17 protein-coding genes are annotated in these 18,287 nt (G+C 65.7%); 4 read left to right on the plus strand and 13 right to left on the minus strand.

All coding sequences use genetic code 11. The features are described from left to right. Nucleotides 1–30: 30 nt before the first annotated feature. Both HAP40_RS35860 and HAP40_RS35865 read right to left on the minus strand, forming a co-directional pair. The gene (locus tag HAP40_RS35860; protein WP_166812411.1) at nucleotides 31–321 is read right to left on the minus strand and encodes a hypothetical protein; all 291 of its coding nucleotides are present in this window, start codon (nucleotides 319–321) and stop codon (nucleotides 31–33) included. Between the two features lie 211 nt (nucleotides 322–532). Next, entirely contained in the window at nucleotides 533–1,705 is a 1,173-nt protein-coding gene (locus HAP40_RS35865; RefSeq protein WP_166812409.1) for an ABC transporter substrate-binding protein, read from the minus strand. A gap of 299 nt (nucleotides 1,706–2,004) precedes the next feature. Here HAP40_RS35865 and HAP40_RS35870 point away from each other — a divergent pair, with 299 nt between their 5' ends. Then, nucleotides 2,005–3,267 carry an NAD(P)/FAD-dependent oxidoreductase gene (locus HAP40_RS35870; RefSeq protein WP_166812407.1) on the plus strand — a complete coding sequence of 421 codons (1,263 nt, stop codon included), beginning with the start codon at nucleotides 2,005–2,007 and terminating at the stop codon, nucleotides 3,265–3,267. A 168-nt stretch (nucleotides 3,268–3,435) separates the two neighbouring features. On the opposite strand, the gene HAP40_RS35875 is transcribed toward HAP40_RS35870, so the two are convergent. The 3 genes from HAP40_RS35875 to HAP40_RS35885 form a co-directional block, all read right to left on the minus strand. Beyond that, nucleotides 3,436–4,647, minus strand: a complete 1,212-nt coding sequence (locus HAP40_RS35875) for an ABC transporter substrate-binding protein (protein WP_166812405.1) — start codon at nucleotides 4,645–4,647, stop codon at nucleotides 3,436–3,438. Between the two features lie 86 nt (nucleotides 4,648–4,733). Beyond that, complete coding sequence (locus HAP40_RS35880) at nucleotides 4,734–5,057, minus strand: 2Fe-2S iron-sulfur cluster-binding protein (protein WP_166812403.1); 324 nt, start codon at nucleotides 5,055–5,057, stop codon at nucleotides 4,734–4,736. Nucleotides 5,058–5,068: 11 nt separating this feature from the next. After that, nucleotides 5,069–6,289 carry a cytochrome P450 gene (locus HAP40_RS35885; RefSeq protein ID WP_166812401.1) on the minus strand — a complete coding sequence of 407 codons (1,221 nt, stop codon included), beginning with the start codon at nucleotides 6,287–6,289 and terminating at the stop codon, nucleotides 5,069–5,071. Between the two features lie 83 nt (nucleotides 6,290–6,372). Between HAP40_RS35885 and HAP40_RS35890 the strand changes: the two genes are divergently transcribed. Next, complete coding sequence (locus HAP40_RS35890; RefSeq protein WP_166812399.1) at nucleotides 6,373–6,879, plus strand: MarR family winged helix-turn-helix transcriptional regulator; 507 nt, start codon at nucleotides 6,373–6,375, stop codon at nucleotides 6,877–6,879. Between the two features lie 232 nt (nucleotides 6,880–7,111). Here HAP40_RS35890 and HAP40_RS35895 read toward each other — a convergent pair whose 3' ends face one another. After that, nucleotides 7,112–8,962, minus strand: coding sequence for a feruloyl-CoA synthase (locus tag HAP40_RS35895; protein ID WP_166812397.1), 1,851 nt, complete (start codon nucleotides 8,960–8,962; stop codon nucleotides 7,112–7,114). Nucleotides 8,963–9,110: 148 nt separating this feature from the next. On the opposite strand from HAP40_RS35895, the gene HAP40_RS35900 reads away from it, so the two are divergent. Further along, nucleotides 9,111–9,605, plus strand: a complete 495-nt coding sequence (locus HAP40_RS35900; protein ID WP_166812395.1) for a MarR family winged helix-turn-helix transcriptional regulator — start codon at nucleotides 9,111–9,113, stop codon at nucleotides 9,603–9,605. Between the two features lie 179 nt (nucleotides 9,606–9,784). Next, nucleotides 9,785–11,590: an allophanate hydrolase gene (atzF, locus tag HAP40_RS35905; protein ID WP_166812393.1), complete on the plus strand. Its 1,806-nt coding sequence runs from the start codon at nucleotides 9,785–9,787 to the stop codon at nucleotides 11,588–11,590. 147 nt (nucleotides 11,591–11,737) lie between these two features. Here the strand turns inward: atzF and HAP40_RS35910 are convergent, their stop codons facing one another. The 7 genes from HAP40_RS35910 to HAP40_RS35940 form a co-directional block, all read right to left on the minus strand. Beyond that, on the minus strand, nucleotides 11,738–12,460 hold the full coding sequence (locus tag HAP40_RS35910; protein WP_166812391.1) for a GntR family transcriptional regulator: 723 nt from the start codon (nucleotides 12,458–12,460) through the stop codon (nucleotides 11,738–11,740). Between the two features lie 4 nt (nucleotides 12,461–12,464). Then, nucleotides 12,465–12,857, minus strand: a complete 393-nt coding sequence (gene hpxZ, locus HAP40_RS35915) for an oxalurate catabolism protein HpxZ (protein WP_166812389.1) — start codon at nucleotides 12,855–12,857, stop codon at nucleotides 12,465–12,467. Nucleotide 12,858: 1 nt separating this feature from the next. Continuing rightward, the gene (locus HAP40_RS35920; RefSeq protein ID WP_166812386.1) at nucleotides 12,859–14,253 is read right to left on the minus strand and encodes an AtzE family amidohydrolase; all 1,395 of its coding nucleotides are present in this window, start codon (nucleotides 14,251–14,253) and stop codon (nucleotides 12,859–12,861) included. A gap of 7 nt (nucleotides 14,254–14,260) precedes the next feature. Further along, nucleotides 14,261–14,440, minus strand: coding sequence for a DUF4089 domain-containing protein (locus HAP40_RS35925; RefSeq protein WP_166812384.1), 180 nt, complete (start codon nucleotides 14,438–14,440; stop codon nucleotides 14,261–14,263). 29 nt (nucleotides 14,441–14,469) lie between these two features. Beyond that, entirely contained in the window at nucleotides 14,470–16,245 is a 1,776-nt protein-coding gene (locus tag HAP40_RS35930; protein ID WP_166812382.1) for a dipeptide ABC transporter ATP-binding protein, read from the minus strand. Between the two features lie 106 nt (nucleotides 16,246–16,351). Then, the gene (locus tag HAP40_RS35935) at nucleotides 16,352–17,251 is read right to left on the minus strand and encodes an ABC transporter permease (RefSeq protein ID WP_166812380.1); all 900 of its coding nucleotides are present in this window, start codon (nucleotides 17,249–17,251) and stop codon (nucleotides 16,352–16,354) included. 3 nt (nucleotides 17,252–17,254) lie between these two features. Further along, on the minus strand, nucleotides 17,255–18,268 hold the full coding sequence (locus HAP40_RS35940) for an ABC transporter permease (RefSeq protein ID WP_166812378.1): 1,014 nt from the start codon (nucleotides 18,266–18,268) through the stop codon (nucleotides 17,255–17,257). Nucleotides 18,269–18,287 lie beyond the last annotated feature (19 nt).

Raw genomic sequence — 18,287 nt, forward strand, 5'->3', positions numbered from 1 at the left:
GCGGCCGTCGCGCCGCGCCCGCTGCAACGGCTATGTCGCAATCTTTCGGCGAATGGAGCGGATCGCGTCCGCTGACGTCAACGCAGCACGCCACTCGCCATCAGGCAGATTGCCGAGCAGGTTCGAGAGTTCGACCGCGAGCGCCCGAAGCCGCGCATTCTCCTCGAGCAACCGCAAGATCTCGTTTGACGGCGCTTCATCGTCGTCGAAGTCATCCAGAAGCTGTGGCGACAGACGTTCGAGAGCATCACCGGACATAACGTCGTCCGCGGTTGAATTCATTTTCCGCGTCTTGCTGTGCGGCAAATCTTTATCAGTCATTGGCAAGTCCCCCAAGGACATGCCCCCGGCCTTTATTCAGGCAGGTTCGAGTGAGTCGCGGGCGAATTTGAGTCTGAAATCGGACCGCCCCGCGACCGTGCGCGGACACAGGTCGTACGAAAGCTGTCATAAATCGGGCGCGGACCTCGCCGCATGCGACAGAAGGTCCTCCCCCTCTCCCCGCAAGCGGGGAGAGGGGGAGGTCGTCACCTCACTTCATCTTGCACTTGTCGTGGAAGCGATCCTGATCGTTCTCCACGATGGTGGCGACGGTCTTCAGCGCCAGCTGGCCTTCGGAGTCCTTGACCACGTCCTGGAGATAGAAGCTCTGCACCGGGATGTGGTTGTTGCCGAACTTGAACGCGCCGCGGAGCGACTTGAAGTTGGCCTTCTCCATCTCGGCCTTCATCGCGTCCTTCTTGCTGGTGTCGCCCTTCACCGCGACCACCGCGCTGTTGATGAGCTGGGCCGCGTCATAGGATTGCGCGCCGTAATAGGTCGGCCGCAGGCCGGTGTACTTCTTGCGATAGTCGGCAACGAAGCGCTTGTTCTGCTCGTTGGGGAGATCGTTGACCCATTCCTGCGCGCCGGGAACCCCTAACGCGTTCTCCTTCTGGAGCGGCAGCGACAGCTCGTCGATGGTGAAGGCGGTGTAGAGCGGCATCGTGCTCTTCAGGCCGGCCTGGGCATATTGATTGAGGAACTGCACGCCGGCGGCACCGGGATAGAACACGAAGATCGACTCGGCCCCGGAAGCGCGGGCCTTGGAGAGCTCGGCCGAGAAGTCGAGCTGGCTCGGCCAGACCGTGTACTCCTCGCCCTTGACCTCGCCCTTGAAGGTGCTCTTCAGGCCCGCGAGCATGTCCTTGCCGGCCGCGTAGTTCGGCCCGATCAGGAACACGCTCTTGACGCCCTTCTGGTTCATGTAGAGGCCCATGGCCTGCGGCGTCTGGTCGTTCTGCCAGGAGGTCGAGAACACGTAAGGCGAGCACAGCTCGCCCGCGAGCTGCGACGGGCCGGCATTGGCCGAGATCAGGAAGGTCTGGGAGTCCACCGCGGTCTTGAGCGAGGCCAGCAGCACGTTCGACCAGATGTAGCCGACGATGAAGTCGACCTTGTCGGACTGCACCAGCTTCTCGGTCTTCTGCTTGCCGACGTCGGGCTTCTGTCCGTCGTCCTCGTAGATGACCTCGACCGGCTTGCCGTTCATCTTGCGGCCGAGATGATCGAGCGCGAGCTCGAAGGAATTGCGCATGTCGTTACCGATCACGGCGGTCGGGCCGCTGAAGGTCGAAACGAACCCGATCTTGATGGTGTCGCCGGCAGATGCCGGGCCTGCCAGCACCAGCGCCGCTGCGCCCGCCAGCCAGAATGCCGTCCTCATAACCACTCCCCTCCTTATTATCGGTCCCGTAAGGCGGGTGATCGCCGCCCCGGGCCAGTCTCTATTGAACGCAAAATCTGTCGCACCGCCAATGGCTCAGCGGCCGCTCCTGCACCATATTTCGCCCCAATCGGCGATGGCAAGAAATATAATTCTACTTACTTCGGCCTAGGCTGCGGCGCTTTTTCGCGCCGCATCGATGCCTTAGGCCTATCCGGCCATTGATGAGGGCTATTGGACCGCAGCCCCCAATCCGCACTTAAATGAGCAGGAAGAGCAGCGAGATTCGAGGGCGCATCATGACCACGACACCGCATCGCGTCGTCATCGTCGGAGCCGGCTTTGGCGGGCTGGAGACGACCTACCGGCTCGCTGGTACGCCGGTCGAGGTCACGCTGATCGACCGCCGCAACCACCATCTGTTCCAGCCGCTGCTCTACCAGGTCGCGACCGCCTCGCTGGCGACCAGCGAGATCGCCTGGCCGATCCGACATCTCATGCGCGGCCGGCGCGAGGTGACGACACTGTTTGCGACCGTGAGCGGCGTCGATGCGGCAAGGCGGTGCGTGCTGATCGACGACGGCAGCGAGGTGCCTTACGACACCCTGGTGCTCGCGACCGGGGCGCGGCACGCCTATTTCGGCCATGACGAATGGGAGGCCTGGGCGCCGGGCCTGAAGACGCTGGAGGACGCGACCACGCTGCGGCGTCACATCCTCGTGGCGTTCGAGCGCGCCGAACGCGAGACGGATCCCGCCCGGCGCGCGGCACGGCTGACCTTCGTCATCGTCGGTGCCGGCCCGACCGGTGTCGAGCTCGCCGGTACCATCGCCGAGATGGCGCATCACACCCTGCCCGCCGACTTCCGCAACATCGACACGACGAAAGCGCGCGTGGTGCTGATCGAGGCCGGCCCGCGTGTGCTCGCAGGCTTTCCCGACGAGCTCTCGGCCTACGCGCAGGCCTCGCTGGAAAAGATCGGCGTCGAGGTGGTGCTCGGGCAGGCGGTTACCGAGATCAATCGGGAGGGCGTGGTGTTCGGCGGCAGACTGCTGGAGGCAAAGACACGGATCTGGGCCGCCGGCGTGCGCGCCTCGCCGGCCGCAGAATGGCTGGGCGCGCCAAGTGATCGCGCCGGGCGCGTGCAGGTCGAGGCCGACCTGACGATTCCAGGCCATCCCGAGATCTTTGCGATCGGCGACACCGTCAGCATCAACGCCTGGGACGGCAAGCCCGTGCCCGGCATCGCACCGGCGGCGAAGCAGCAAGGCCGCCACGTCGCCGAGACCATCAAGGCGCGGCTCCGCGGACAGACCAAGGGCGCATTCCGCTACAAGCACGCCGGCAGCCTCGCGCAGATCGGCAAGCGGCTCGCGGTGATCGACTTCGGCAAGGTCAAGCTGCGCGGCACCATCGCATGGTGGATCTGGGGCATCGCCCACATCTACTTCCTGATCGGCCTCCGCCACCGTCTCAGCGTCGCACTGAGCTGGCTCTGGATCTACGCGCGAGATCAGCGGGCGGCGAGGTTGATCACGCAGGGGTCAAGCAAGGTGGTGTAGCCTTTCTTCCTTCTCCCTTGTGGGAGAAGGTGGCGCGAAGCGCCGGATGAGGGGTCTCTCTCTCCACTTGCAAGACCATTCGTGAGGAGAGAGACCCCTCACCCGGCTTCGCCCACGCGAAGCCACCCTCTCCCACAAGGGGAGAGGGTGCAGTGGCGCTCGCGGCCGCTACTTCACCAGCTCGCACCCGCCTTCCGCCAGCGGGCGGAAGGCCTGATCCGCGGGGATGGTCGAGACCAGCTTGTAATAATCGTACGGATATTTCGACTCCTCCGGCTTCTTCACCTCGAACAGGTACATCGGGTGCACGACACGGCCGTCCTGGCGGATGGTGGTGTCGCCGAACAGCTTGTCCTTGCCTTTGAACTTCTTCATCTCTGGCACGACGTTCTTGGCGTTGTCGCTGCCGGTGGCGGCGACGGCGTTGAGATAAGCGAGCGTGGAGGCGTAAACGCCGGCCTGGTTGCCGCTCGGCATCTTGCCGTTCATGCCGGGCCGGACGGCGAACCGCTTGGCGAACGTCCGGGTGTCCTCGTTCATGTCCCAGTAGAAGGCTTCCATGAGCTGAAGGCCCTGGGCAACCTTGATGCCCATGCCGTGAACGTCGTTGATGAAGAGCAGGAAGGCGACGAGCTTCTGGCCGCTCTGCTGGATACCGAACTCGGCAGCCTGCTTTACGGCGTTGATGGTGTCACCGCCGGCATTGGCGAGGCCGATCACCTGCGCTTTCGAGCTCTGCGCCTGCAGCAGGAAGGACGCGAAATCGGAGGTGCCGAGCGGATGCTTGGACGAGCCCAGCACCTTGCCGCCGTGTCCCTCAATGTACTTCTGCGCCTCCGCTTCGATACCCTTGCCGAGCGCATAGTCGACCGTGAGGAAATACCACTCCTTGCCGCCGCGCGACATCATCGCCGCTGCCGTGGTGTTGCCGGTCGCCCAGGCGTCGTTGACCCATTGGATCGTATTGGGCGAACAAGCCTTGCCGGTGAGGTCGGAGCTCGCGGTCGAGGATGCCAGGAAGGTCATGCGGCTATCGCGCAGCAGTGAGTTGATGGAAAGGCCCACGGCCGAGTTCGGCACGTCGACGATGGCATCGACGCCTTCGACATCGAGCCATTTTCGCGCGATGGCGTTGCCGACATCGGCCTTGTTCTGGTGATCGGCGTAGACGATCTCGACCTTGATGCCCTTGCCGCCGCCGTTGAAGTCCTCCGCCGCCATGCGCGCGGCCTCAACCGAGCCCATGCCGTTGGTGTCCTGGAAGATGCCGGAAATATCGTTGAGCACGCCGACGCGCACGACATTGTCGGATATCTGGGCGCTCGCCGCTCCGGTCATCAGGCTCGCAGCCAGTGCGAGCGTCCACTTCAGATGTTTCATCATTCCCTCCCCTGTTGGATGTGTTGCCACGCCGATCGTTGCCGGCGCGTTTCGGACGTCAGACTTGCAGCTTCAGACTTGCCTTTTCAGACTTGCCGCTGCGGCAGTCGCAGCACGAGGCCGTCGAGCGCCGGCGTGACCTGAATCTGACAGGACAGCCGACTGTTCGGCAGCCGCTCGCTCGCGGTGCCGTCAAGCAGCGCATCCTCGTCGTCGGCCACGTCGGGCAGGCGCGTGAGCCAGTCGTCGTCGACATAGACGTGGCAGGTTGCGCACATGGCGTTCCCGCCGCATTCGGCCAGAATGCCGTCGAGACCGTGGCGGGTCGCGGCCTGCATGGCGCTTTCGCCGTCACCGGTCTCGACGCGGTCGGACCTGCCGTCCGGATGGATGAAAGTGATGGCGGGCATGAAACTCCTCGTCAGGCCGGGGTGATGGTGACGGGCAGGCTGTCGAGCCCGCGCAGCGTGTTGTTGAAGCGGCGTTTCGGCTCGCCTGAAATTTCGATCTTGGCGATGCGCCGCGCCAGCGCAGTCAGCATCACCTCGCCTTCGAGGCGGGCGACGAGTTGCCCGACGCACATATGGATGCCGGAGCCGAAGCCGACATGACCAGATGTGCGGCGGGTGATGTCGTAATTGTCGGGCTTGTCCCAGCGCCGGGGATCGCGATTGGCGGCGGCGAGGAACATCAGCACCTTCTCGCCTTCGCCGATGCTCGCGCCGGACAGCTCAACCTCCCGTGCGGTGGTGCGGAAGAAGGTCTGCACCGGGCTTTCGAAGCGCACGGCCTCCTCGAAAGCGCCGCGCGCGAGCGTGGGATCCTCGCGCAGGCGCTGCCATTGATCCGGGAAGCGCGCGAGACAATAGACGGCGGCGCCGATGCCGTTGACGGTGGTGTCGAGGCCGGCCGACAGCAGCGAGCGCACCAGCAGCGGCGCTTCGCTCGCCGTGATCTCGCCGTCGTCGACACGGGCGTGGATGCAGGCTCCGAATCCGCCGGGCGCAAGATTCTCGCGCTGGCACTGCTCGGTGACATAGGCCTGGTGCGGCGCCGAGCGCTCGATCGCCTCCTGGCGCAGCTGGTTGGGCGGACCGAACGCGTTGAACACCACGCTCGCATAGGGGATCAGATGCTCGCGCCCGTCAGGCTTCAGCCCGAGCGCGTCCGGAAAGATCGAAAGCGGATAGGCCTCGGCCAGATCCGCGATCGCATCGAAGCTGCGCTTCTCCAGCAGCGCATCGACCCGCGCCTCGGCTGCCGCAGCAAAGCGGTCGCGCACCTGCTTCATCACGGTCGGCGACAGCACCTTCGACAGCACGGCGCGGGTGCGGGTGTGCGCGGGCGGATCGGCCTCCAGGATCAGGCTCGGCGGCCGCCACGGCGTCTCCTTCTTGAAGTCACTGAGGCCGACGCCCCGGCTGGAGCAGAAGGTCGCAGGATCGTTCAGCACCGCATGAACCTCGGCGTAGCGCGCCACGCCATAGACATTCCATTTGTCGAGATAGACCACCGGCCCGGCCTCCCGCAGCAACTCATGCGTGGGATAGGGATCGGCAAAAAAGCTCATCGCGAAGGGGTCGACGTCCAGATGCGGGACGGAAGCGACGCCGGACGATACCGAGGAGCCGGATGCGGTCATGGGAGACCTCCCTCATTTTGAACTTGTGAAAGGGCGGCGCATGCCCTTAGGTCACGAGGCCCGCCGCGAGTCAGAAGCCCGACATGCCTGTGCCTTCGACCAGATCCCGCCCTAAGCCTGCGCCCACTGACGTCGGACCAACGCTCGATCTCGACCGTTACGTCCCGGCGTTCGTCACCTTCATCGCCAACAAGCTCTCGAACAGCGCGACCGCATTCTATCAGCGGCAATTCGGCGTCAACGTCACGGAATGGCGGATCATGTCGCTGCTGGCGATCGAGCCCGGCATTCCCGCCTCGCGCATCTGCCACGTCATCGGCTTCGACAAGGGGCCGGTGAGCCGGACGCTCGCGGGGCTCGAGAAGCGCGGGCTGGTGTCGATCCGCACCGACCCGAACGACGGCCGCACCCATTCGATCTCGCTGACCGCGAAGGGCCGCACCACCCATGACAAGGTGATCGTCGCCGCCCTCGAGCGCGAGCGGCGCCTGTTGTCCTGCCTCAGCAAGGACGAGCGCGAGGTGCTGATCGATCTCTTGCGCCGGCTGCACGAAAATCTCGGCGCGGTCACCAGAGGCACCGAGGCCTGACGGGCCGCGCGCGGGACGCCGGGTCCCGTCAACCTCAATCATGCGTCGGCCATTGCCGACGGCCTTCGTTCCGCCGCGCATTGCTTCCTCCAGAAAGGGGTGCAGCGGTTTGCCCGCCGTCATCCTTGTCTGGAACGGTTCGCATAGATTAGTTGCTTAGGCAACAAAAGAATCGGCAGGATATTGCGGCAGGGTTGCTGGCCTAATGGAGGACGGCGGCGCGCTTCAGCCACTACAGCCCAATCCACTCACCGGGTGCCTCATCATTCAACCGCGCCACGGCGTCGGCACGCCTGGTCAGCACGGCGCGCTGGTTGATGTAGCCCTTATCGGTGATCTCGCCACCGTCGACCGAGGCCGGCTCGGCGAGCAACAGCGCGCGCGTGGCATGGCCGGAGGAGTTGCCGCTCTGCTGCCTGAGTCTCACCAGACCTTGCGCGATCGCCGACCTGACCTTGTCATGCGCCAGCACGTCGCTCACAGCCGTCGTCTCAGGGAGCCCGGCATGGGCGCGGCATGCCGCGATGTTCGGAAACACGAGGAAGCGGACCTCATCGCCGCCATGACCGGCGACGACGATGTCCTGTGCGAGCGGCGCCAGCGCGGCAATGCCGGCGACGCGCAGCGTGCCGACACTGACCCAGGTGCCGGAATTGAGCTTGAAGTCCTCCGCGACGCGGCCATCGAAGAACAGGCCGCGCTCGGGCCTGTCCAGATCGGCAAGCTTCACGGCATCGCCGATGAGGTAAAAGCCCTCCCCGTCGAAGGCCTGCCTGGTCAGCTCGGGCGCCTTCCAATAGCCCGGGGTGACGTTGGGCCCGCGCACGCGCACCTCCAGCTTGTCGCCGGAGGGGACGAGCTTCAATTCCGTGCCGGGAATCGGCACGCCGATATTGCCGGAGCGCTCGGCGAGAAAATGGCAGTCGGTTGCCAGCGGCGAAGTCTCGGTCGAGCCCCAGGCCGAGACCATCGGCAACGCGCGGCCCACGGACTCGACGGAAAGCTGCTCCAACGCGTCCCAGAGATTCTGCGGGAGCGCGGCGCCGGCGTAGAAGGCGAATTTCACCTCGCCGAAGAAGCGCCGGCGCAGATCCGCGTCGCCGCGCAGCGCCGCGATCAGCATGTCGAAGCCGCGCGGCACGTTGAAATAGACCGTCGGTATCACGCTTTTCAGATTGGCGAGCGAGGTCGCAAACAGGCCTGGAGCCGGCTTGCCGCCGTCGATATAGAGCGAGCCGCCGTTGCGCAGCACCAGATTGAAATTGTGGTTGGCGCCGAAGGTGTGGCTCCAGGGCAGCCAATCGAGGATCACGAGATCGCCGCGGCCGGGTTCGAGAAACGTCCAGGTCTGTGCCTTGGCCTGCTGGCTCGAGGTCAGCATGCGCTGGGTATTGATGACCGCCTTCGGCGTGCCGGTCGAACCCGAGGTGAACAGGAATTTTGCGATCGTGTCCGGCGTCACCGCGGCGAAGGCTTTTGCGACCTCACTCGTTTCAGGCGTTGCCGAGACATCACGGAAAGCAAGCGCATCGGCATCGCCGGCCCTGCCGCTGATAATCTGCGCTTTGTGCAGCGGCTTGATCGCGGCCAGCGCCGCGGCAAACGGCTTCGTCGCGGAAACATAGATCGCCCCCGGCTTAAGCAGCGATATCATATCCTTGAGCTTGTCGAAATCCTTCGACATCAGCGAATAGGCCGGCGAGATCGCAGCAGAGGGAACGCCGACATGCTGGGCGGCCAGCGCGAGCAGCGCGTGATCGATGCTGTTGTCGGAGAGGATGACGACGGGGCGTTCTACGCTGAGCTTCTGCGCCAGGATCCAGGACGCCGTCGCGCGAACCCGACGCAGGGCACCCGCGTAGGTCATGATGCCCCAGGGCGCATCGGCGCCGTCGCGCTCGGCGAGGAAGATCGCATCCGGAGTTTGCCGCGCCCAATGCTCCAGCCAGTCGCCGGTGCAGCGTGCCCCCTCACGCAATGGCTCGGGCGAACGCAGCACGATGCTGCCGTCGGCGCGATGCTCCGCGATGGTCCTTGGCGTTGCGAACAGGCCTGCAACGTCACCGCGTGGCGCGGTTGTCATGGTTTCCTCCTCGCCCGGAAGTCCGGATCGTCCGCAGCCTCGTTCGGGCTGCTTCGGCGATAATGTTGGGCACGACAATTGTTGTCGTCAATAACAATCTTTCGTCAGGCCCGCCGAGGCGCTAAGGTCGCGCCGAGGGAGACACGATGTGACCAGCAGCGCAGCCCAGACATCCCCGCGCAAACGCGCCGGCAACGGCGCGGCACAGCGGAACGACGCCGATGAAATCGGCCTCGACGCGCTGGTCGGGCACGCCGGCTACGCGGTGCGGCGCTTCCAGATCTGGATCTTCCAGGATTTCATCAAAACCCTGGGCGAGGTCGATATCCGGCCGACGCAATATTCGGTGCTGACGGTGATCGGCGCCAATCCGGGCCTGTCGCAGATGGCGGTGGCCAAGCGCCTTGGCATCGAGCGTGCCCGGCTGGTGCATCTGCTCGACAGCCTCGAACAGCGCAAATATGTGAAGCGGATCAAGTCGAAGACCGACCGGCGTTCGCACGCGCTGCACCTCACCGCGCAGGGCGCGACGGCGCTGGCCAGGTTCAAGCGCCTCGCGGCCGAGCACGAGCGGCATGTCGAGGCGAAGATCGGCAGGGAGAACCGGCAGCACCTGCTCCGGATCCTCGCCGACTTCACCTGACGCAAACTGCACATAATTCAGGCAGATGCTGCAGCTGAGCGCTTGCGCCAGGCTTTCGCGGCTTCGTCAAGATATTGAAATATAGTCAATATCTGGCACGTCCGGCCAACGCCACAAGTGTACACAATGGCACATCGCTTGCTTCACCGGGGAAGGAATGATGCCGGAGTTTTGTCGCCATGGGGGCTGAGCAGCCTGAAACGATCGCCGCGATTGTGGCCGCGCATCGCGCGGGCACGCTGACGCCGGCGCAGACGGTCGCACGCACCTACCAGCGCATCCGCGACCGCAACGATCCCGCCATCTTCATCAGCCTGCGCGACGAGAGTGACGCGGTCGCGGAGGCCGAGAGACTTGCCGCGAAGGATGCCGCAACCCTGCCGCTCTACGGCGTGCCCGTTGCGGTAAAGGACAATATCGACGCGCTGGGCTTCCCGACCACCGCGGCGTGCCCGGCCTTCTCCTACACGCCGGCGCATGATTCCGCCGCCGTGGCGCGCCTGCGCGCCGCAGGCGCCATCATCATCGGCAAGACCAATCTCGACCAGTTCGCGACCGGCCTTGTCGGCGTGCGCTCACCTTACGGCATTCCCAGGAATTCGGTCCGCGACGATCTCATTCCCGGCGGCTCGAGCTCCGGCTCGGCGGTCGCCGTCGGTGCAGGCCTGGTGCCGCTCTCGCTCGGCACCGACACCGCCGGCAGCGGCCGCGTGCCGGCGATGCTCAACAACATCGTCGGGCTGAAGCCGAGCCTCGGCATGATCTCCAACACGGGCCTCGTGCCGGCCTGCCGCACGCTCGACTGCATCTCGGTGTTTGCCTTGACCGTCGACGACGCGGCGCTGGCACTGTCCGTGGTGGCCGGACCCGACCAGGCCGATCCGTTCTCGCGCGACCGGCCGCTGCAGCCGATCACACCGTTCCCCCAGAACCTGCGCCTCGGCGTGCCGCGCAACGGACAACTGATCTTCTTCGGCGACAAGACGGCGGAAGCAGCCTATGCTGATGCGCTGAGGCGCTGCACCGCGCTCGGCGCCGATCTGATCGAGTTCGACCTTGAGCCGTTGTACGAGACGGCGCGGCTGCTCTATGAGGGGCCGTGGGTCGCGGAGCGTTATCTGGTGATCAAGGACCTGCTCGCGTCCGCACCCGATGCGATCCATCCGGTGACGCGCGAGATCACCGCCGCCGGCGTGCGGCTGACCGCTGCGGACACTTTCTCGGCGCTCTATCGTCTGCAGGGCTTGCGCAAGATCGCCGAGCGGACTTTTGCTGATATCGACGCGCTGGTGCTGCCGACGGCGCCGACGGCCTATACGACCGCGCAGGTGCTGGCCAATCCGATCGAGCTCAACAGCCGGCTCGGCACCTACACGAACTTCGTCAATCTGCTCGATCTCTGTGGACTTGCCGTGCCGGCGTCGATACGCGCGGACGGCATTCCGTTCGGAATCACGCTGCTCGCCCCCGCAGGACGCGACTCGCTGCTTGCAAGCATCGGCCGCGTATTCCATGCCGATACGAAGCTGAGCCTCGGCGCCAAGGGCGTGACGCACCCACCGCTCGCGCCGCTTGCCGCGAACAGCGGCGAGGAGATTCCGATCGCTGTGGTCGGCGCCCATCTCTCCGGCATGGTGCTGAACGGCGAATTGACGGCGCTGAACGCGCGTCTGGTCGAGGCAACCAAGACAACGCCCGACTATAAGCTCTATGCACTCAACACCACGCCGCCGAAGCCGGGCATGCTGCGCGTCGGTGCCGGCAAGGGCGCGGCGATCGAGCTGGAGATCTGGGCGCTGTCGCCGTCCGCCTTCGGCAAGTTCGTCAACGCGATCCCCGCCCCGATGGCGATCGGCACGGTGCGGCTTGCGGATGGCCGGAGCGTGAAGGGCTTTCTCGTCGAGCCGGAGGTGCTGGGCGACGCGCGCGATATCACGGCGTATGGCGGCTGGCGGAAGTATGTGGCGGAAGCTGCGAAGGGATAACGGGTCTCGTGTCCCGGGCGCAGCGCATCACGCAGTGGTGCGCTGCTGAACCGGGACCCATGAGGCGACTTGCAAGACAGATAGATGGGTCCCGGATCTGCGGAGCAGCGCTGCGCACTGCACCGCGTCCGGGACACGGGCACCGCCCTACACCGACACCGCGTAAATCTCATACTCCCCGCGCACCAGCTCGATATGCGCGCGCATGGCGGCTGCCGCGCCCTGCTTCTCGCCGCGCATGATGGCGACGACGACGCGGTCGTGCTCGGCTTGCGATTTCGCCAACCGGCCGAGATTGCGGAACTGGGCGCGGCGGAACGGCTGCACGCGGACGCGCGTCGCCAGCGTGATCTCGGCGATGTAGCCGTTCTGCGACCCCGCATAGATCGCGTTGTGGAAGCGCTCGTTGACCTCGTGGAAACGTTCGGGATTGCCGGCATGGCTCAGCACCCGCAGCTCTTCGTGAATGGCCTCCAAGCCATGGCGCTCCGCGGCGGACATGCGTTCGGCGGCAAGCCCGGCACACAATGCCTCGAGCTCGGCCATTGCCTCGAACATGCTGGTCAGCCGCTCGATCGAGGGCCGCGCCACCACCGCACCGCGATGGGCGCGCGCTTCGACCAGGCCGCTCGCCACCAGCTGGCGCAACGCCTCGCGCACCGGCGTGCGGGAGACGCTGAAGCGCCGCGCGATGTCGGTCTCGTCCAGCGGCGCGCCGGGCGCCAGGGTTCCCTGCACGATCTCGTCGGCGAGCTGAAGCCGCAGCTCCTCGGCGCGCGTGACCTTGTGCAGGCTGGGTTGCGCCCGGTCGACGCGCGGCACCACCGGCTCGGCCGGCAATGTTCCCTGCGGAAGATCGTCAAGCGTCATACGGTCAGGTCTCGTTCGACTCGTCGATGATGCTGACATGGGCGGCGACGACGCGCCAGCCCTCAGGGAAGCGTATCCAGGTCTGCATCTGCCGGCCGACCTTGCCGGGCGCCGTGTCGCGATAGAACAGGGTGGAAGCCACGGCCGTGTCGCGGCCGTAGCTGCTGATGACCGTCTTGGCGGTGCGCCGGTTCAGGCCGACGGGCGAGCGCGCGGCGCGGAAACCGGAGATCGCCTCGTAGCCATAGAGGTTCTCGCCGATGCCGTAGCGTATGGTGCGGGGATCGTTGCGGAACAGCTCACCCAGCACGGCGACGTCGTTGCTGATGAGGGCCTGCTCATAGCGATCGAACGCGGCTTTGACTTCCGCGATGACGTCGGGGAGATCGATCTCCATCTCACAATCCTCTTGGGCTGGGCGCGGAAGCGACACCCATCTGTTCCAATGCGTAGGCGACCCGCAACGCGATGTCCTCGCGCCAGGGCGCAGCGATGATCTGCACGCCGATCGGCAGCGGCGCGAGCGGCACCGGCACCGCCACCACCGGCAGGCCGACGAACGAGATCGGCTGGGTGTGGATGCCGATATTGGCGCGCACCGGCATCTCGACGCCGTCGAGGTTGAAGTTCACCTGTCCCAGCTTCGGTGCCGTGCAAGGCGTTGCGGGTGCAAGCAGCACGTCGACCGATCTGAAGATCTCGGCGAGCTGGGCGCGATACCAGCGCCGGAATTTATGCGCGCGGTCGACCAGCGGCGCCGGCACCATCGCGCCGGCGATCAGCCGGTCGCGCACCGCCGGATCGAAATCGTTCGGGCGCTTGCGCAGGCGATCGAGATGCAGCGAGGCGCCCTCGGTGGTGGTGATGACGTAAGCGGCGGCGCGGGCGCGCGAGGCCTCGGGCACGTTGACGACCTTCGTCGGGCCCAGCGCCTTGGCGACGCGGCTGACGGCTTCGACGGCCTCTGGAAACACGTTGTTCTGGAAGTGGCCGCCGGCAATGGCGATGCGCAGATCCGAAACCGGATTGGCAAGCAGCGGCAGCGTTGGTTCGAGCCCACGCGTTGTGCAGGCGCTATCGTCGGCGTCCGGCCCCTGCATCGCATCATAGGCGAGCGCGAGATCGGTGACGGAACGCGCCAGCGGACCGAGATGATCGAGGCTCGCCACGAATGGGAACGTGCGCGCGCGCGACAGCCGGCCATAGGTCGGCTTGAGGCCAAAGATGCCGCAGAAGGACGACGGCACGCGGATCGAGCCATTGGTGTCCGATCCCAGCGCGATCGGCACCAGCGCGCCGCCGACGGCGCTGCCGGACCCACCGGAGGAGCCGCCGGTCATCCGCGTGGTGTCGTGCGGATTGCGCGAGGGACCGTCATGAATGTTCTCGCCGGTGAAGTCGTAGGCGTATTCGCCCATGTTGAGCGCGCCGACCAGCACGGCGCCGGCGGCCTCCAAGCGCTCGATCAGCGTGGCGTCACGTTTGGCGGGTGCGAGGTCGCGGTTGATCTTCGAGCCCGCGCGCGTCGTGACGTGAGCCACGTCGAACAGGTTCTTCACCGCGAAGGGCACGCCGGCGAGCGGGCCGGCCTGCTTTCCCGCCGCGATGTCGGCGTCGATCGCGCGCGCCCTCGCGCGGGCGCGATCGGCAGTGACGTCGGTGAAGGAATTGAGGACGCCATCATGTTGCTTGATGCGCGCGAGCGCAGCTTCGGTGGCATCGAGTGCCGACAATTGACCGCCTGCGACCGCTTTCGCGATCTCGGCAGCCGTCATCTCTGGCTTGGTGGTCATGGCAGCATCAGGCCGTGAAGATCGGCGCCGGCTCGGTCTCGTCCGGCAGCGCGAATTCGTCGACGAGGCGGGCGAGCCGCAGCGAGACGTCCAGATTGGCGCGCACCGCGGGTCGCCAGGCCTCCTCGACCGGCAGCGCCAGCGCTTTCGATACGGCGTCGATATAGTCGTCCAGGGGTTCGGCCATCACGCTCTCGAGCTGATCTCAGTGCACTCTCAGTGGATCTGCAACGGCGGATGCGGGATCGCCGTCAGCAGTTCCTTGGTATAGTCGTCCTTGGGATCGCTGAGCACCTGCTCGGAAGAGCCCTCCTCGACGATCCGTCCCGTCCGCATCACAATGACACGATCGCACAACAAGCGCACCACATTCAAATCATGCGAGACGAACAGATAGCTCATACCTAGCCGCTGCTTCAGGTCCTGGAGCAGATTGAGCACCACCGCCTGCACCGAGACGTCCAGCGCCGCGGTCGGCTCGTCCAGGATGATGAGCTTTGGATGCAGCGCGATGGCGCGGGCTATGCCGACACGGGCCTTCTGGCCACCTGAAAGCTGATGCGGGAAGCGATCGAGCAGATCGTGCGGCAGGCCGACCATGGTGGCAAGTTCCTCGCAGCGGGCACGCAGCGCGTCGCGCTCCCTGATGTCGCCGAGCTGCAAAATCGGATCGGCGATGGCGCGCGCGGCGGTGAAGCGCGGGTTGAGGCTGTCGGTCGGGTCCTGGAACACCATCTGGATGCGGCTGCGCTGCGGCAGCCGGGCGAAGGCTGATGGGGCGATGCCGGAGATGTCCTCGCCGTCGAACTGGATCAGGCCGGAGGTCTGGTCGAGCAGCCGCATCACCATCATCGACGTCGTCGACTTGCCGCAGCCGGACTCGCCGACGAGGCCGACGCTCTCGCCAACGCTGATCGAGAAGCTGATGCCGTCGACGGCGCGGAACACGTCCGGCTCCACGGGCGGCCTGCGGCCGAACAGTTTTCCCAGCACGGCGGTGGCGCCCTGGCGGGGATATTCTTTCACGAGCTTGTCGACGAGGAGGAGCGGCTTTGATGTCTCGTCACCCCCGGAGTTGACCCGGGGGTCGCTCGACTGAGAGGAGTCTTGCGAAGCGCGATGGATGGCCGGGTCAGGCTCGGTCATGACAGATGAGGATTGCGGCTGCTCCTCCGGCAGCAGATCCCGCAGACTCACGCCGAGCCGCGGCGTCGCGCGCATCAGCTTCTTTGTGTACGGGTGCTGCGGGTTCGCGAAGATGTCGGCGGCCTTCGCGGTCTCGACCACGCGGCCCTTTTCCATCACGACGACGCGGTCGCAATAGGCGGCGGCAAGGCCGAGGTCGTGGGTGATCAGGATGGTCGACATCGCCTTGCGCTTGGTCAGCTCGACGATGAGATCCATCACCGCCTTCTGGGTGGTGACGTCGAGACCGGTGGTCGGCTCGTCCGCGATCAGCAACTGCGGATTGCAGGCGAGCGCGAGCGCGATGACGACGCGCTGGCACATGCCGCCCGACAGCTCGAACGGATAGGCGTGGTAGCGCTCGCGCGGGCGGGCGATCTTGACCTGCTCCAGCGCCTCGATCGCCTTCTCGCCGTGATCGGCCACCTGGGCCTGCTGCACATGGGTGCGCAGCACGTCCTCGATCTGGTCGCCGACTTTCCGGATCGGATTGAGGGCGGCGCGCGGGTTCTGGAAGATCATCGAGACCTCGCGGCCGCGCAGGTCGCGCATCTGGTCTTCGGTCGCGGCCTTGACGTCGATGCCGGAGAACATCACCGAGCCCTCGGCGATCCGCCCCGCGCGGTCGAGGATGCGCATCACCGCATAGGAGGTCACCGACTTGCCGGACCCGGACTCGCCGACGATGGCCAGCGTCTCGCCCTTGGCGACGGAGATGTTGACGTGCTGCACCGCCTTGACGATGCCACGGCGGGTGGTGAATTCGACCGTGAGGTCCTGGACGTCGAGCAGGGGCTGGGCGGTCATGCAGCCCTCCCGACACTCAAAAAGTGCGAAAACAACCCCATGCACAGTAGAACAGCGTTGAATTCATTTGGGAATTTTCGCGGGACATTTGGGCGTTGCGCAGCCATCACGTCCTCCGCTGCGGATCGACGATGTCGCGCAGGCCATCGCCGAGGAGGTTGAAGCAGAACACGGCGATCATCAGAGCGAGGCCGGGGAAGAGCGCGATCCACCATTCGCCCGACACCATGAAGCCGGCGCCTTCGGCGACCATGATGCCCCATTCGGCGGTGGGCGGGCGGACGCCGAGGCCGATGAAGGAGAGGCCGGCGGCATTGAGGATGGCGTAGCCCATGGTCAGCGACATCTGCACGATCATGATCGGCATGATGTTCGGCAGGATGTGCACCAGGACGATGCGGAATTCGCCGTTGCCCGACAGACGCGCCGCCTGCACGAAGCCGGCATTGCGGCGGACATTGGCCTCGGCGCGCGCGACGCGGGCATAGAGCGGGAAGTTCACGATCGCGGTGGCGAGGATGATGTTCTGCACGGTGTTGCCGAGAGCGGCGACGATGCCCATCGCCAGTACGAACAGCGGGAACGCCATGATGGTGTCGGCGATGCGGCCGACGATGCGGTCGGTCCAGCCGCCGAAATAGCCGGCGGCAATGCCGGCGAGGCCACCCATCAGGAACACCAGCGCGACCGAGGCGACCGCGATGAAGACGTCGAGCCGGGTTGCCACGATGACGCGGCTGAAGATGTCGCGCCCGAGCTGGTCAGTGCCGAACCAATGCGCCGCCGACGGCGGCTTCAGTGCCGCGGCGGTGTCGGACGCCAGCGGATCGTAGGGCACCATACAAGGGCCGAACACCGCAGCCATGAGGATCAGGATCAGCAGAACGAAGGCAAAGCCCGTGACCTTGTTCTCGCCGAGCACGTAGCGAGTCTGTTCGAGGATCGCGACGAGTCCCGAGGTGCGGGCGGGGCCGACGGGCTCAACAGCAGGTGCAACGGAGCTCATGGTTCAGCCCTCAAGCCTGACGCGTGGATCGATCACGCCATAAAGAATGTCGATCACGAGATTGAGCAGTACGTACATCACCGCCATGGTCAGCACGAAGCCCTGCACCGGCGCGAAATCCGACGAGATCAGCGCCTCCACCGCGTAGGAGCCGATGCCGGGCCAGGCGAACACTTTCTCCACCAGCACGTTGGCGCCGAGCAGGAACGAGAACACCATGCTGAGCGTGGTGATCACGGGCAGCATCGCATTGCGGAATGCGTAGGTGACGATCACCGTCGACGGCGACAGGCCACTGGCGCGGGCGGTGCGGACGAATTCGGACGCCAGCACCGCCAGCATCGAGGCGCGCGTCATGCGCGCGATCGGCGCCAGCGAAAAGATCGCGAGCGTCGTCGCCGGCAATATGAGCTGGCTCAGTGCCGAGCGGAACGCCTCGACGTCGCGGGCGATCAGGGTGTCGATCAGATAGAAGCCGGTCACCGTCGGCGGCGCGCTGTAGAACACGTCGAGACGGCCGAGCGGCGCCGGCGACCAGCCGAGCCGGAAATAGAACACGTAGACCAGTACGAGGCCGGTGAAGAACACGGGCAGCGAGACGCCGGCTGTCGTCGTGATCCGGCAGAGATGGTCGATCCATGATCCCGGCCGCGTTGCCGCCAGCACGCCGAGCGGGATGGCGATCACGATGGAGACGAAGAGGCCGAGCAGCGTCAGCTCGGCGGAGGCCGGCAGACGATTGCGGATCTCGGCCGCGACCGGCTGTCCCGTGGTGAGCGAGTTGCCGAAATCGCCATGGGCGAGGTCGTTGGTGTAGCGGAAGAACTGCTCGATCAGCGGCTTGTCGAGCCCGAGCTTCTTGCGGATCTGCTCGACGGCCTCCTTGGTCGCGGCCGGGCCGGCGAAGTAGGCGGCGGGATCACCCGGCAGCGCGCGCGTCAGCAGGAAGGTGACGATGACGACCCCGATCAGCGACGGGATCGCAAACATCAGGCGTTTGCCGATCATGGTGAGCATGACGGCCTCCTGGCGTGGA

The sequence above is a fragment of the Bradyrhizobium sp. 1(2017) genome (genome assembly GCF_011602485.2).
Taxonomy (GTDB): domain Bacteria; phylum Pseudomonadota; class Alphaproteobacteria; order Rhizobiales; family Xanthobacteraceae; genus Bradyrhizobium.